Annotated in this window: 12 protein-coding genes; 11 read left to right on the forward strand and 1 reads right to left on the reverse strand. The window is 57.6% G+C overall.

Going from position 1 to position 14,638, the window contains the following annotated elements:
• Positions 1-179: 179 nt before the first annotated feature.
• From ACYVHC_RS20990 to ACYVHC_RS21035, 10 genes are all read left to right on the forward strand, one after another.
• A complete protein-coding gene (locus tag ACYVHC_RS20990) occupies positions 180-806 on the forward strand; it encodes a T9SS type A sorting domain-containing protein (protein WP_460615695.1) in 627 nt (208 codons plus the stop codon).
• 202 nt (positions 807-1,008) lie between these two features.
• Complete coding sequence (locus tag ACYVHC_RS20995; protein WP_460615696.1) at positions 1,009-3,534, forward strand: hypothetical protein; 2,526 nt, start codon at positions 1,009-1,011, stop codon at positions 3,532-3,534.
• Between the two features lie 1,482 nt (positions 3,535-5,016).
• On the forward strand, positions 5,017-5,961 hold the full coding sequence (locus tag ACYVHC_RS21000) for a replication initiation protein (protein ID WP_460615697.1): 945 nt from the start codon (positions 5,017-5,019) through the stop codon (positions 5,959-5,961).
• Positions 5,962-6,217: 256 nt separating this feature from the next.
• Positions 6,218-6,361, forward strand: a complete 144-nt coding sequence (locus tag ACYVHC_RS21005) for a hypothetical protein (RefSeq protein WP_460615698.1) — start codon at positions 6,218-6,220, stop codon at positions 6,359-6,361.
• A gap of 278 nt (positions 6,362-6,639) precedes the next feature.
• Complete coding sequence (locus ACYVHC_RS21010) at positions 6,640-8,262, forward strand: sensor histidine kinase (protein WP_460615699.1); 1,623 nt, start codon at positions 6,640-6,642, stop codon at positions 8,260-8,262.
• Between the two features lie 56 nt (positions 8,263-8,318).
• The gene (locus tag ACYVHC_RS21015; RefSeq protein ID WP_460615700.1) at positions 8,319-8,741 is read left to right on the forward strand and encodes a response regulator; all 423 of its coding nucleotides are present in this window, start codon (positions 8,319-8,321) and stop codon (positions 8,739-8,741) included.
• Between the two features lie 337 nt (positions 8,742-9,078).
• On the forward strand, positions 9,079-9,537 hold the full coding sequence (locus tag ACYVHC_RS21020) for an integrase core domain-containing protein (protein WP_460615701.1): 459 nt from the start codon (positions 9,079-9,081) through the stop codon (positions 9,535-9,537).
• A 477-nt stretch (positions 9,538-10,014) separates the two neighbouring features.
• Positions 10,015-11,280, forward strand: coding sequence for a methyltransferase domain-containing protein (locus ACYVHC_RS21025; RefSeq protein ID WP_460615702.1), 1,266 nt, complete (start codon positions 10,015-10,017; stop codon positions 11,278-11,280).
• 26 nt (positions 11,281-11,306) lie between these two features.
• Positions 11,307-11,462, forward strand: coding sequence for a hypothetical protein (locus tag ACYVHC_RS21030; RefSeq protein WP_460615703.1), 156 nt, complete (start codon positions 11,307-11,309; stop codon positions 11,460-11,462).
• Positions 11,463-11,481: 19 nt separating this feature from the next.
• Positions 11,482-12,411 carry a hypothetical protein gene (locus ACYVHC_RS21035; RefSeq protein ID WP_460615704.1) on the forward strand — a complete coding sequence of 310 codons (930 nt, stop codon included), beginning with the start codon at positions 11,482-11,484 and terminating at the stop codon, positions 12,409-12,411.
• A gap of 199 nt (positions 12,412-12,610) precedes the next feature.
• On the opposite strand, the gene ACYVHC_RS21040 is transcribed toward ACYVHC_RS21035, so the two are convergent.
• Positions 12,611-13,609, reverse strand: a complete 999-nt coding sequence (locus tag ACYVHC_RS21040) for a glycosyltransferase (RefSeq protein ID WP_460615705.1) — start codon at positions 13,607-13,609, stop codon at positions 12,611-12,613.
• Between the two features lie 826 nt (positions 13,610-14,435).
• On the opposite strand from ACYVHC_RS21040, the gene ACYVHC_RS21045 reads away from it, so the two are divergent.
• Positions 14,436-14,638: hypothetical protein (locus tag ACYVHC_RS21045; RefSeq protein WP_460615706.1), on the forward strand; the 203-nt coding region annotated here is incomplete at its 3' end.

Consider the following 14,638-nt stretch of genomic DNA (forward strand, 5'->3'; position numbering starts at 1 on the left):
GCCTACGCAAACGGTGCTATTGACCTTCTATAGCACCGGTTACCAAGGCAAGTAAGGCACCCCACTCGTGGCGTCTCCCTTCAATCCGGCTTTCTGAGCTTTATAGCCTTGGTTGTGGGTAGAGTGGGTAACAGTAGGAGGGAAGCCGCGATTGCTGACTACTTCATTTCCCTTCTCCTATGCGTTACCTCTTCGTACTTGCTTTCGTGTTAGGAGCCGGCTCTCTTCCCGTGGTGGGGCAATCGACGCTGCACTTCACTTTGCTCCAGCCCCCGCCATTACGGGTGGATGCCGGGCCGGATAAAAGTATTTCCCAAGGCGCGAAGGTGACCCTGGGTGGCACTCAGCCCGCGGCAGGGGGATCGGGCACCTATACGTATGCCTGGACCCCTACCACGGGCCTGGACCGAGCGGATACGGCCAACCCCGTGGCGTCTCCGGAGACGACCACGCGCTATGAGCTTACGGTCAGCGACCCGAGTGGCTGCAGCAAAACCGACCAGGTCACCATTACGGTTAACCTGGTTACCGCTGCGCTCACCCCGGCGGACCCGCTCGGCCTGCGCCTGTATCCCAACCCCAGCCACGGGCAGTTTACCCTGGCCTCGGAGCAGCTAGCCGCGCCGGGGCCGCTGCTGGTGGAAGTCTACAGTTTACTTGGCCAGCGGATCTACACCGAAACCTTTAAGGCCACGGGGCAAAAGCTGCAGCAACCTATCCAACTGCCGCCGCAGGTGCAGGGCCTCTACCTGCTGCGACTCACCGGCCGCCAGGTAAACCAGACATTTACCCTGCTGGTGCAGTAAGCGGGATCCCTCAAACTTCACCGGAAAGGCCCCTTGAGCAATTGCTCCCAGCAGGAGCGCATTTTCGCATCTCGGACTGAGGGATTCACCCACGTTTCGTCTCTCTTACCGCTGGGGAGCACAACGGGGATAATTCGGTAGGAAGCCTACCAGTAGCCAGTTACTTCTAGCTCGTACTTTTCACCTCGCCGCTCAACTGTATATGGGGCACGTCTACCTTTCCTCGCACCGCTGGCTGTTCTTCCTCCTGGTCCTGCTGGCCGCAACTTCCGCCCGCGCCCAGCAACCAAGCAGTAAGCCCTTCATCCTGCAGCTGGATAACTACCGGGGCCAGATCCAGTGGGAGCAATCGACCAACCGGCAGACCTGGCAGCCGGTCCCCAATGGCACCGGGAGCAAGCTCCGGCTGACCCCCACGCAAACGACCCTTTACCGGGCCAAAATCACGGAAGTTGGGTGCGCACCCATGTACTCCAACGTGAAGGCGGCCTTCTTTGATGGCCGAACCATGGTGAGCGCCAAACTGGCCGTGGGCCGCGTGGTGTTGCCCGCCGGCGCCACCGTCGCGGCCAGCTCCTTGAGTGTAATGACCTTTCTGGAAGAAAAGAAGCTTTCGGCCCAGGGCACCTTTCAAGTGCTGCTGCCCGACTCCGTGCAGGAGGACGTGTTCCTGGTAACCAACGCGAAAGAAGAGGTCGTTATGCTCGGCCATTACGTGAGCCAGCAAGGGGGCTACCTGCTCACTACCGAAACCACGGCCGATGCCTTGCTTACCATGTACCCCACCCTGAGACCCGTTGCCGTCGCCGACAAGCCCAAGTACACGCAGTTATACCGGAAAGAACCCGAATACCCGCAATTAGTCGCCCAGGTAACGGCCCTCGCCAAACAGGGGCTGCCCTTGTACTCGGAGCAGAACACGGGACTGATTAAGGCTCTAAGTGTCTTAGTAAAAAAGCCCTTTAACGATACCCGGAACCGGCCCACCTTGTTCGACGGACTTATCATTCGCAATGCCTTTACCAGTTCCGTATCCATTAAAAACGTGGCTGATTTCAGCTATACCGGGCGGATCTATCAAAAAAAGGATGGCAAGCCCCTGGGCGAGATGTTTACTATCCCCGGCAAAGCGATCGTCGGCTCGGCCTTGACGGGTCATATTGTGAAGCTCTTTAGCCCGCCTAAGGTCAATGTAACCCGGGGTGAAGTTGTGATTGATTTAAAAAATACGCTCAACGCCCAGCCGGGCGAGTATGAGATCCGCGCCCGCAGTGGATTAGCGGACAAAAGCAGTCCGGAAAATGACGCCGCCCGCATCCACAACATGCTGGAGGTGCTGGCCTTAACGATTGCCAACTTATCGATCCCGGCATCGGCCGTCGATAATGAGTGCACCAAGGCACTTGTAGGTGTATGGGCAAAGGAAACTGATTCGTTCGCGCTGGATGATGCCATCCGAGAAAAGGATCTATTCGGAAAATATGTAGCTCCGATTTTAAAAGAGTTGGCGAAAGCCCCGGCCTCCTGCGCCCTAAACGGTGCCGGCAAGACGGCCAGTAAACTATTTGGAGGCATTGTAATCGCGGAAACCCTGGTCCCCTTGGCCTGGTACACGGCCGACTGGAGCGTATCATCGGCTACCATCGATGGGTGCCAGTATCTGAATCCCGATTACGAGACATCCAACTGCTTTGTGCTGGAGAAAACCGTCACCGTCAAAGACCGCTACTTTCCGGGCGACACCCTGGAGATCACGGTCAAAGCCGTGGACAACAAAAAGTACTACCCCTATACCGGGGAGCGGGCCGCCTTCCGGAAGTTTACCTGGCTGAAAACGGGCAGTTCCGGCTTTATTGAGCCGGGTAAACCCGGGCAAGTAGAGCTCTACCCGGACCGCACCCTGGCCAATGGGGAGGCCACGATTAAATGGGTGCTCTCCTGCGAGCAGGAACCCAATGCCGTCCGAACCTGGGTAAGGGGAGTGGATGCCACGCTCACGACCGATGTAGTCGCTACCAAAACGGTGGTTCCTCCCATGGAAATATTCAAAACAGGAGACTTCCAGCAGGGGGAAAAAGGAAAGGTATTGCCGAAACCCATTTTCTTTTTGGTGCGAGACAAATCAGATAATCTGCCAGTGAAGCTGAGCCGGTTTACGATAAAGTGGGAGAAGTATACCAATGGCAGCTGGGAGGAAATCCAAGGCACCAGTGTAATTAAGAATACGCCCAACGCCACCCCCTTCAACGTGTCGAAATACTGGACGTTAGAAAATAAAGAAGGGGAGCAGAAGATCCGGGCGACGCTGAAGGATAAGTGCGACAACAACTGGGCAGTAACCGGCAACCCGGTCGTGTTTACGAGCGATTTCGACTCCACCAAAATCTATGAAGCCGCCGCCCTGGGGACGTGGACCGTGGTCCGAGAAGCGGAGCCCAATATTCCGGCTTCTGCTCCCTACACGTTTAAGCTATTTGCCGGAGGCAAAGGAGTGTATATCATGCAGGACCCTGGTTTCGAAGGAGAATGGCCCATCACCTGGGCGATCACAAAAACCAGTGAAGGCTATATTCTAAAGGAAGGGGGCTGGTGGCATTATGCCTTCAATGATGACCGCTTCACCAAGCATACGCGCTTAGGGTATCCTGTCACGGGCTTTAAAGTATTAATGCGATCGCCGGGGTCCACGGAGTTTGACACGGTGACTCAGACTTATAAAAAGCAATGAATTGGACAATTGACTTCAACCTGATATACTCCTAGTCATCGAAACGTCCGTCCCAAGGGCGGATTTGTCTGGCGGCAATATACAGGTAGAGAAGCGGCCCACCGGCACTACGACGCGCACCTGCGTAAAACCGGCAAGCTGCCGTCAGCGAAGTAGGTCTGCAACAATAGCGGCTCGCGATAAGCAATTCCTGCATCCGGGTAAGGAAGATGCGGCCCAATAGGCGTGGTCTCTGGCGAAACTTTCGAGCATCAAAAAAACCCTCGCGCCCAACCTTCAGGAGTTGGGACGAGGGTTTTTGCTTTACAGGCGGCGAAAGCCGTCAGAATCCAACGATGAGGCTGTAAACAGCTCACAGCGGAAGGGCCTTAGTCGCCTTTCTTGTGCTTGTGAGGCTTTAGATCGGGGTGTTTTCTGGGTATTTTCCTTTGTAACCCGCCTTTTTTCGTCGGGAGTACCATCTTGCTTGTTCGGTTTTGGTCCAGGTTTGATAGCCATAGTGACAAGTGGGGTGTAGGATTACAGGTTGGGGTTAAAGCCTTGCAGTAAAGGATTTTTCTATCGACAAGGAATAAATCGAAGATAATAACTTGGGGCAGTCCTATACGGCCTAACGCCAATCACTGGGGTTAGTGGGCAGTGGGGAGGGGAGGAGTTGGTTGTCTCCGGTTCAAAAGTAGGGTCAGACAGGCACTCCATCTCTCACATTTTATAAGCAGTGTCGCCGAAGCTGCTTTCTAGCGCACTGCATCGCAGACTCATCACCCGAGGCCGAAAAATCCAACTAATCTGCCTGGAGAGCTCAAAAACGCGTCTCGGAAAGACAAAAGCGTGGTTTTACTGTCGTTGCTGACTCCGGGTTTCGCTTATAAAACGTGCTAGTTGGCTTTCCCAAAGAAACGGGTGACTTATAAAACGTGGTAATTCGTTATTAGTCAGAAGTTAGTATAAAGTTAGTAATCGCTAGCCACTCCCTGAAAAAAGCCGAAATGACTTATAAAAAGTGGTGTAAGAGTGTGAGCAGCCTGGGGGACTGCAGTCAACTGGAGCTACTTATAAAACGTGGTTTTAAGCGGGCAATCTTATAGGAAGGCTTAAAAAAGTGCAATCCCTGTATTCGTCAGGCCAGTCTCCCTTTTTGTTGTTTTCTTGTTTGTTCTGGTCCGTGGTTTGAACCACCACTCTAAAAGCCTTTTCATAAAGGCATCATCAACCTTTGTGAATTATTTGTTAGTACTTGTCTATTTGTAGGGCTCACAACGAGCTGATATTCAGTAGTATATAAAGGTATAAAACCACTTTTTATAAGCGAAAAACCACTTTTTATACTTTTAAATACCACGTTTTATAAGTGAACTCTCACGTTTTATAAGTCTATGCACCACGTTTTATAAGTGAAAAACCACGTCCAACTACCACTGTGGTTTTTTATCCACGGGCGGCTTACATTTGCTTTATCCCCCCGTCCTTATATCCTAGTTTATGAAGCCCGAAGATACTGCCGCTATACTTGTCGAGCCGGTTCCGGTTGTCCGCCAGCACAACGCCATTACCCAGGCCCGCTACGACTACACGGCCTGCCAGCTGGATATCTTCTTCTACCTGCTCTCCCGGCTGCGCCGGGACGACACCCCGGACCAGGAGTACACCATCTACGTGAAGGACGTGGAGGCCCTGACCGGGCGGCAGTGGAATTACCAGCAGCTACGCGAGGCGACGGCCGACATGGGCTCGCGTATGTTCGAGGTAGAAAACGAGCGGACCTACCAGCAGCTCTGGATGTTTCAGCGGGTGGAGTACATCAAGGGCAAGGGCTGCCTGCAGATTCAGCTGGCCGCTCCCATTCGGCCTTTTCTCTTCAATCTCAAGGAGAACTTCACTTCCTACCAGCTACACTCGGCCTTGAAGCTGAGCAGCAAGTACGCCAAGCGCATCTACCAGCTGGTGAGCCAGTGGAAGGATAAGACTACTACGCGCACCTATCCGCTGGATGAGTTCAAGCAGATGCTGCACCTGAAAGATCCCAAGGGCAAGGAACCGGAGCTGTTTCAGAACATCAGCCAGCTCAAGGCCCGGGTGCTCGACATTGCCGTGCGTCAGGTCAGCGAGCACACTGACCTCAAGATTGATTACCAGCTGCTTAAGAAAGGGCGGGCCTACGACGCCGTGCGCTTCACCATTGCCCGCCAGCAGCCCCAGCAGCTGCCCATTCCCTTTGAGCAGCCGGAAGAGGATGTCCGGGCCTTCTCGGCCAAGCAGCACCTGGAGGCCCTGGGCATCACCCAGCCCCAACTGGTAGCCACCATCCTTGGGGACCCCAAGCACCTGGACCAGCTGTTCAAATTTACCTATCAGCTCAAGACCGATAAGGTCAAGGCGACGAAGAACCCTGGGGGCCTGTTTTTGAAGATCTGCGGCCTGCGCTAGGCGGGGCCTTGGTTTAAAGTTTGGTACAAAGGGAAACCGGGACTTCCAGTCGAAAGCAAAGAGGGCTGCTAAATCGAAGCGAAAGCACCTTTTAGGGTGTCGTCCGAGAAATCGAATAGTACAACAACCTGGCCTGTAAAGTAGCCTACAACCTCGACCATGCGTTGTCGGTGTAGTGTTCCCGTAGTATAGCCATGCTATAGGAACGCTGATCTCGCTTGGGTACCGGACCGAATGGCAGGGCTACTATCATCAGTTGCAACAGGCCAGCAGCCCCGATGCGAGGTACTTCCGCGCGCTGCGCCACCAAGCCCACGACACCGTCGCGCGCTTGGTGGCGCAGCTGCTGGACCTGCCACCCGACACGGCACAACAGCTACGGGATGAGCACCGTAGGTGAGCTGCAAAAACGGGCGCGGGTGCGGCAGATATCCGAAGCGGAACTGCTTGTTGTGGTACGCACCAAAGCCGGAACGGAACCCGCCGCCGATCCCCCCGTTTAAGCTTGGTTTAAGCTCTCGGGTGCGCACCGGCGCTAGGCGGGATGCCGGTTGCCAGCCGGGCAAGGTGCTACGGCCTACCTTTGGTTAAGGGCAGGTGACGGGGCGGACTCGCCCCCACGCCTTACCGCCTCCGTCGACACTGTTGTTTATTGCTCAATTCCCTTTTTTTGCCCCCATGCCTACTTTGCCGGTACCTGCTCCGCTCCGTTCCCTGCCCCCCGATGCGCTGCTGAGCGATTTGCTGGCCGTATCCATGACCGGCGTTATTTACTACACCCCCCTCTACGACCCCAGCGGCTCGGGGGAGATTGTGGACTTTCGCTTCGAGTATCTGAACCCCACGGCCCAGCGCATGATGCACATGCCCGAGGTGCCCACGCTCACCCATAACGAGCAGTGGCCCCAGAGCAAGGCTCACGGTACGTTCGACTTTCACGTCGACGCCTACGTGAGCGGGGAGCCGCGCGAGTACAACATCAACTACCAGGCCGACGGCTACGACAACTATTATCGGCTGGCCGCCCGCCGCTCCGGCGACGGGATGTGGGTGAGCTTTACCGATACGGCCGACCAGCCCCGCTCCCCCGTGGAAGTGGCCCTGCGCGACGCGCAGGCCCGCGAGAAAACCGCCCGCGCCGAGGCCGAAGCCCAACGCCAGCGCCTGCACCACATCTTGATGGAACTGCCGGCCAGCGTGGCCACCTTCCAGGGCCCCGCTCACGTGTACACCCTGGTCAGCCCCGGCTACCAGCAGCTGTTTCCGGCCCATCGCCTGCTGGGGGTGCCCATCCGCGAGGCGCTGCCCGCCCTAGCGGGTCAGCCGTTCCTCGATCACCTGGACCAAGTGTACCGAACCGGCGAGCCGTACTATGGCACCGAGGAAGAATACCTGCTGGACTATGCCGGCACGAACACGCCCCAGCGGCGCTACTTTAACATCTTTCTGCAAGCCTTGCGCGCTGCCGACGGGGCGGTGAACGGCATTCTGAACTTCTCCTACGACGTGACCGAGCAGGTAGAGGCCCGGCGGCAGCTGGAGCGGCTCAATCAGGAGCTGGAGGCGCGCGTGCAGGAGCGCACCCAGGCCCTGCACGCCAGCAACCAGCAGCTGCAGCGCACCAACGTGGACCTGGACAACTTCATCTACACCGCCTCCCACGACCTGCGGGTGCCCATCACCAACATTGAAGGGTTGGTGCACGCGCTGCAGGCCCACCTGCCCCTCACGATACAGGCCTCGCCCGAAGTCGGGCCGGTGCTGGCCATGATGGAGCAGTCGGTGGAGCGCTTCCAGCGCACGCTGGCCTACCTCAGCGATGTGGTTAAGCTCCAGGAAGAAGACGGCCAGGCCGTGGCCGAGGTGGCCCTGCAGCCGGTACTGGACGACGTGTACCAGGATCTGCTGCCGCTGCTAACCGAACACGGGGTGCAGCTCAGCGTCGACGTAGACCCTGGCTCCACGGTAGTTTTTTCGCCCAAGAACCTGCGCTCGGTGGTCTACAACCTGCTCAGCAACGCGGTGAAATACCGCCACCCCGACCGCGTGCCGGCCGTGCGCATCAGCTGCCACGAAGCCGATGGATATACGGTGCTGACCGTGACCGACGAGGGGGTGGGCATCCCGGCGCACCGGCACGCTGAGCTGTTCCAGCTGTTTCGCCGGCTGCACAGCCACACCCAGGGCTCGGGTATTGGCCTCTACATGGTCAAGCGCATGGTCGACAACGCCGGCGGGCGCATTGAGGTGGAGAGCGACACCGACCGCGGGGCCTCGTTCCGCGTGTACTTTCCGCGCTAACGACCGTATAGCAGGGGCCGCCGGCGCCCCTCACCGTTCCGCCCCGGCCCCTGCTTATGACGCCCTTGTCGTGCGTGCTGCTGGTCGATGACGACCAGACCACTAACTACCTCAACCGCACCCTGCTCACCCGCCTGGGCGTCACCGACCGTATCCTGGTGGCCGAAGACGGCGAGCAAGCCCTGCGCGACCTGCGCCAGCACTGCGTGTCGCCGACGCCCAGTTGCCCGGTACTCATCCTGCTGGACGTGAACATGCCGGGCATGAGCGGTATCGAGTTTTTGGACCACTACCGGCAGCTGCCGCTGGCCGAGCAGCGCGCTATTGTCATCATGCTGACCACCTCGCTGCACCCGCGCGACGTGCAGCGCGTCGAGCAGCTCCAACTCGTATCGGGCTTCCTGGCCAAGCCCCTGACGGCGGAGAAGGTGGCCGCCTTGCTACGGACCCATTTTCCCCAACACCTGCCGGCCTCCTAGGCCACCGGGCCGCCCTGGTCTCGCCGCCCGCCCGCGACCATCCATGAAGAAGGCCTTCCCTGCGGTTTCGCGGCTTGCAAGCCAGATGCGGCGACCCTGCAGCGTCACCCTACGTGTTGATAGGCAAAAGTGATGGGCTGGCAGCGGTGGTTGGGGCGCTGATAAACCGCCCCGTAGGTAGGGTCTTTGGGGCATGGCCAGGCGAACTGACAATGTCCAGCTAAGGGCCGGGTGTTTCTACCCAAAGGAAAGACAACAGAAGGCCCAAGAGGGAGCCAGTACATCGCTGGCTGGCGGTGGTTTTGCGATTTTTTTAGCCCCCCCAACCACCCATATCGTGCAGCTGCACCACGGCCGGCTGGGGGTAGGCAGCCGCCAGGGCGCAGGTACGTGCTTTTTCGTGGAGATGCCCCCGGACGGCGGCGACGAGATTGAATCAGGCGGGCAGCAACACGGTAAACGTTGTGCCCTGGCCGGGCTGGTCGCGCACTCCGACCAGGGCAGCCAGGACACGGCCACCCGCTTCAAGAACTTACTGGTCCGGCACAGGGCCGTGCAGAGCATGAGCCGGCGCGGTAACTGCTATGACAACGCTCACGCCGAATTGTTTTGGAGCCCCTTCAAAGCCGAACTGCTCGACGGGGGCAGCTTCCTCGGGCTGGCCGAGGCCAAGCTCGAAATCAGCCACCACATCGCCTATTACAACACCGAAAGACGTCATTCGGCGCTCGGCTACCTTGCCCCCAATCACTTCGAAACTCATCTGCGAACCACGTCCCAATTCCGTCCGGCTTAGCTGGACCACCTGACTGCCTTTCTGGCCCCTGAGAGTAACTTAAGCTCGTCGACAAGACTCCCATTAAGTACAAGTTTACGGCTGCTGCAAACAGGTTAAAATAGATAAATCCTTTTCCTCGACTAAGACCATAGGGAACAGCTATACTACCAACTCCTGCACCCTAGAGTTGGCGCTTACATATAGATTCTCGTCAAAAATTAATATTATATATTGCTTTGTTTTTATTTATAGATAGCATTATTTACATAAAATATTTCTTTTCATTCACTTAATTGAGTTTAATCATGGTGACACTTTACAGGACTTTTTCAACACCCCTCGCTGCTCAGTTCCAGCAGGAGAAGGAAATGAAGCAGTTGCCGCCCGACGGGATAGCCTGCTCCCCGTCACCCAACTGATAGGTACTGGCGCTCCCCGCCTACAGTACCCTTGTGCTCGCTTCTCTCTTCTCTTCCATCTCCCTGGTCCTGCCCTATGAACTGCCGTCACTGTGAAACCGAACTCCACCACGTGTTTGCCGATTTAGGCCATTGCCCGCCTTCCAACTCTATGCTCACGGCCTCACAACTAGCGGAACCGCAGGTGCAGTATCCGCTGAAGACGTACGTCTGCCCCCAGTGCTTTTTGGTGCAGATTGGGGAAGTGAAAAAAGCAGTGGAAATCTTCGACGAAGACTACACTTACTTCTCGTCCTATTCGACGAGCTGGCTGGCCCATGCCCGGCGCTACGCAGACATGATGATGCAGCGTTTTGGCTACACCAAGAATTCCCTAATCGTGGAAGCAGCCTCCAACGATGGCTATCTGCTTCAGTATTTTAAGGCCTATGGCATTCCCGTACTCGGGGTGGATCCCACAGCCAATACCGCGCGTATTGCCGCCGGGCGCGGGGTACGCACGGTGGTAGACTTCTTCACCCTAAAGCTGGCCCACGAGTTGGCCGCCACCGGGCAGCAGGCGGATTTGCTGATTAGCAACAATGTGCTGGCCCACGTGCCGGACATCAACGACTTCGTGGGCGGACTGCAAGCGGCCCTGAAGCCCACCGGAGTCATCACCCTGGAGTTTCCCCACTTGCTGAACCTGGTGGAGCAGTGTCAGTTCGATACGATCTACCATGAGCACTTCAGCTACCTGTCGCTCAGCACGGTGGCGCGCATTTTTCAGGCCCACGGCCTGACCCTGTTCGATGTGGAGGAACTCCCCACGCACGGCGGGTCGCTGCGCATTTTCGCCCGCCACGGGGCCGACCACACCAAGCCCGTGACGCGGGCCGTCCGGGAGCTGCTGGCCCGTGAGCAGGCGGCGGGCCTGCTCACGCTGGCCTATTACCAGGATTTCCAGCCGCGGGTGGACACCATCCGTGCCGATTTCCTCCGGTTTCTACTTGAGCAGCGCCGCCGCGGCAAGCGGGTGGTAGGCTACGGCGCGGCGGCCAAAGGCAATACCCTGCTCAACTACTGCGGCGTGCAGAACACGGATCTGGTAAGTTTCGTGGCCGATGCGTCCCCGTACAAGCAGGGTAAATACCTGCCGGGAAGCCACATCCCGGTGGTGTCGCCGGAGCTCATCCGCGCCGAGCAGCCTGACTATGTAGTCATTCTGCCCTGGAACCTGCGCGAGGAAATTGCCGAGAGCCTCTCCTTTATTCAGGAGTGGGGCGGTCAGTTCGTAGTAGCGGTTCCCTCCCTGCAGGTGTTCAGCTATGTCAGTAGTCCCGCCCTGGTAGCGCACGCTTGAGCTCCGTGCGGCAGCGTCCGGTCCCTGTGGTCCCTGGTTATCCCCCTGCTGAACTGGTGCAGCTACTCGTGCTGGTGCTGGCGTTGCCACCCATTATACTGCTGCGCGAGTTGCAGGTGCGTTCCCGCGCACCGCTGGTGCCCGGGCCTGTCCCCGCCGAAACTACGGCGTTCACCTCCTGATCAACCTTTACCCGCGACTATGAACACTATCTCCCTCAACTCAAATGTTACGGACGAACAACGGCGCCAACAGCTGTTTGACGGTCAACTCTTCGTATACACCCCGGGGCCGAGCGCAACCGCCCTGGTGGACTTCGCCCGCCACCTGATCGAAAACGCTTTCGGGAAGCTGGACCCGCTCACGGCCCAGCACCAGTTGGCGCCGGAAGCGTATGAAGCCTTGCTTACAACGTTCAAGCCCACTTTTATTAATCATGCCGAGTCCAAGCGACTCGTGCGAAACCTATTAGTAGAGATGGGCTGTGATCCGGACCTGACCTATTTTGACGTGCCCCGCATGCGTACGGCTACCAGCCACGGCTACCTCAACCGGGGAATTTCGTACGCCTTCGAAAGCCACCGGGACACGTGGTTCTCAGGACCGCTGTGCCAAATCAATTGGTGGCTTCCCATTTATGAGTATGAATCCGGCAACTCTTTGGCATTCCACCCGGACTACTGGAACCGGGCTATTGCCAATGGCTCCCTGGGCTACAACTGCCACGAGTGGTATGCGGAAGGGCGGCGCATCGCCCAAACGCCCGGGATGCTGGACCGCCGGGTACGTCCTGAGCCCCACGAAAAACTGATCTTGGACCCCCAGGTACGCCTGGTTACCCCACCCGGCACCCTAACGGTCTTCTCAGCGGCTCACCTGCACTCCACCGTCCCTAATTTTACCGGAAAAACCCGCTTCAGCATCGACTTCCGCACGGTGCACTCCGGGGACCTGCGGCATAGGCACGGCGCGCCCAACTACGATTCGGCCTGCACGGGCACCACCCTGGCCGACTACTTCCGCCTATCTGACCAGCAGCGCTTGCCCGCTGAGTTGATTCACTCCTACGAGGGCGGCACTCCCCTGCTCGAGCGGACCTGGGTAGACCTGGTTTCCTCTCCACTGTCCTGATCGCTTGCTGGCCAGCGGCGGACGAAAACCCTTAAGCAGGTTACCCTTTGCCAGTAGCACTCATCCGGGGTAGCTAGGTCTTTCGCTGGCCTAGCTACCCAATTACCAGTCCCCTATCACTACTGGGAGCCTGCTGCCGGCTCATGACTGCTAAGCAGTAAGTTCCCCGTGCGTAGTGGCGGGCTGCTATAGTATGACGTCAGTTAGCCGAGTTAACAGGCAAATGCAGGGGCTGCGACAGCCAAGGAGTACTCATCAGCAGCAGTTTAAAGCCCCCCCGTACCGGCCACCAGCGGGCCGGTATGTGGAGGTGAGCTAAAGCAGGCAGCTGGAAAAGCGTGAATACGCGCTGGGCCCCCGCCCAATCCCGTTGACGCAGGCAGCGGTACGTCCCGGCCAGGATAAACTGATGCAGGAAATGCGACTGGGCGCGCACCAAACGATCCGGGGCCAAACACTGCATGGCCTGCGCCTTGAGAAACAGCCGCAACAGGAGTTCGATGCCTGCTTCGCTAAAGAGCGTGGTCGTTTCCGCTTCAGGGTGTACCGTGTACGCCGCCGGGCTGCCGGGAGCGCAGTACAGGCCGTGGCGCGCCAGCAGGCGCACCCACAGATCCGTGTCGTCCGTACCCAGCTGAGCCGGGTCTAACCCTAATTCGCAGCAGCTGCGGCGGTCCGCTACCATGGCCGGAATCCGGATCAGCGAGGAGTTGGTCAGCACCGCTTCTACCGCCGCTACGGGCTCCAGGTACCGGGCCCGCGCTACGCGCTGCTGGGAGAGCACCCGTTTGGCCGGATCCACGACCGCTACCCCGAACAAGACGGCACCGTAGGGCTTGGGCAGGGTCAGGAGCGTCTGTAGGATCAGCGGCAGGCCACCGGGCAGCAAATAATCGTCGTCGTGCAGCATGAGCAGGTATCGTCCCCTGGCCCGGCGCATGCACGCCTGCCAGTTGGTGGTGGAATTACCACCCTCGCGATTGCGGTAGTACCGCCCCTGCGCAGCTGGCTGACGCGTCAGGGCGTACTGCGCCACCAAGGGGGTCTGCCAGTCATCCGCGGGAGAGTTATCGGAAATCAGCAGTTCAACGTGGGGCGGCAAGGGCCCAATGGAACGCAGGGCGCGCGCCAGCAGGGTGGGGCGGCGATAGGTCGGCACGCAAATACTGAGCAGGGGGAGCGAGTACGTTATGCGCATAACTAGGGCAGGAAGCTACTCCAAGAAGAGTGGCAAGGAAGAGTACCCGCGCCGGGTGCGATGGTACGGGCGGACGGGTTACTTCTTAGCGCCGCCCCGGCGACAACAGGGCAATTGGGTAAAGCAGCAACGATTCGAAGGCCACCTACTAGCAACGGGGTGAAGCTGCTACGGGCAGCGGAAGCAGAGGAGAGGACAGCGACAAAGGATATTTTGGCAGATCAGGGTCGTAGCGTGGGAGCAGGCAGCGGATACGTAACCAGCTCCCATGTGATGAATACAGCCAGACTTAAAATCAAGAGCCATCCCAGCCGATAATAGCGGGAGTTAGTTCGCACCCGGCGTACACGTTGTTCCATTGGAATATAAAGTTTTCTATGAAGGATACCGCAAAAGATACGGGTTTTTTTGAATAATACTATTATTCATTTTAAATATATATAGATAAGTTACTTTAACCTTCTACTGACGTATCGAGCCGGTTGGTACCGGTAACGAAGAGGAATAAGGAGAATAATAGGGGCACTTAGTTTTGATAAGCAGTCTGTTTTAGCCATTTTACAAATGGCTACCTTAGCCGCCTTCCCACCTAACCTTTCCCCACATTGGAGGCACCCTTTTACCCCATGCTCGTAAAGCGACCAGTCACCCGCAGCGGATGCGCAAGGTCGAAAACGCCCTTCTGAGCCAACCCTTGGCTGGTCATTCCCTGAGGCCAGCGGCGCTGATAGACTGGCAGCAGGCCTAGCTAATGCGGAAAGGAATCTGCACGGAGTTTGTACCAGTCGAAATGCTACATTTAGGACGTACTATTCTTTCTGGCTTCATGGCAACGCTACCGGCTCCTGCGTTTGAGATTCATTTAAATGAGGAAACTATTGCGCGTTACCTCGCGACGCATACCGGGGATCCGGAAAGTGAACTAGAAACGTTGTCTACGTTTCTCGCCTCTGAATTTCAGCGCTTCTATCATCAGTATGGCTTCCTGCCGGGCGCCGGAGACTATTACACGACCGCTGAAGGGAACAC

The organism is Hymenobacter seoulensis, assembly GCF_054780535.1.

What these genes read in the sequence shown, in the direction of transcription:
- ACYVHC_RS20990 (WP_460615695.1), top strand. Translation starts at nt 180, where the DNA reads ATGCGTTACCTCTTCGTACTTGCTTTCGTGTTAGGAGCCGGCTCTCTT.
- ACYVHC_RS20995 (WP_460615696.1), top strand. Translation starts at nt 1,009, where the DNA reads ATGGGGCACGTCTACCTTTCCTCGCACCGCTGGCTGTTCTTCCTCCTG.
- ACYVHC_RS21000 (WP_460615697.1), top strand. Translation starts at nt 5,017, where the DNA reads ATGAAGCCCGAAGATACTGCCGCTATACTTGTCGAGCCGGTTCCGGTT.
- ACYVHC_RS21010 (WP_460615699.1), top strand. Translation starts at nt 6,640, where the DNA reads ATGCCTACTTTGCCGGTACCTGCTCCGCTCCGTTCCCTGCCCCCCGAT.
- ACYVHC_RS21015 (WP_460615700.1), top strand. Translation starts at nt 8,319, where the DNA reads ATGACGCCCTTGTCGTGCGTGCTGCTGGTCGATGACGACCAGACCACT.
- ACYVHC_RS21025 (WP_460615702.1), top strand. Translation starts at nt 10,015, where the DNA reads ATGAACTGCCGTCACTGTGAAACCGAACTCCACCACGTGTTTGCCGAT.
- ACYVHC_RS21035 (WP_460615704.1), top strand. Translation starts at nt 11,482, where the DNA reads ATGAACACTATCTCCCTCAACTCAAATGTTACGGACGAACAACGGCGC.
- ACYVHC_RS21040 (WP_460615705.1), bottom strand. Translation starts at nt 13,609, where the DNA reads ATGCGCATAACGTACTCGCTCCCCCTGCTCAGTATTTGCGTGCCGACC.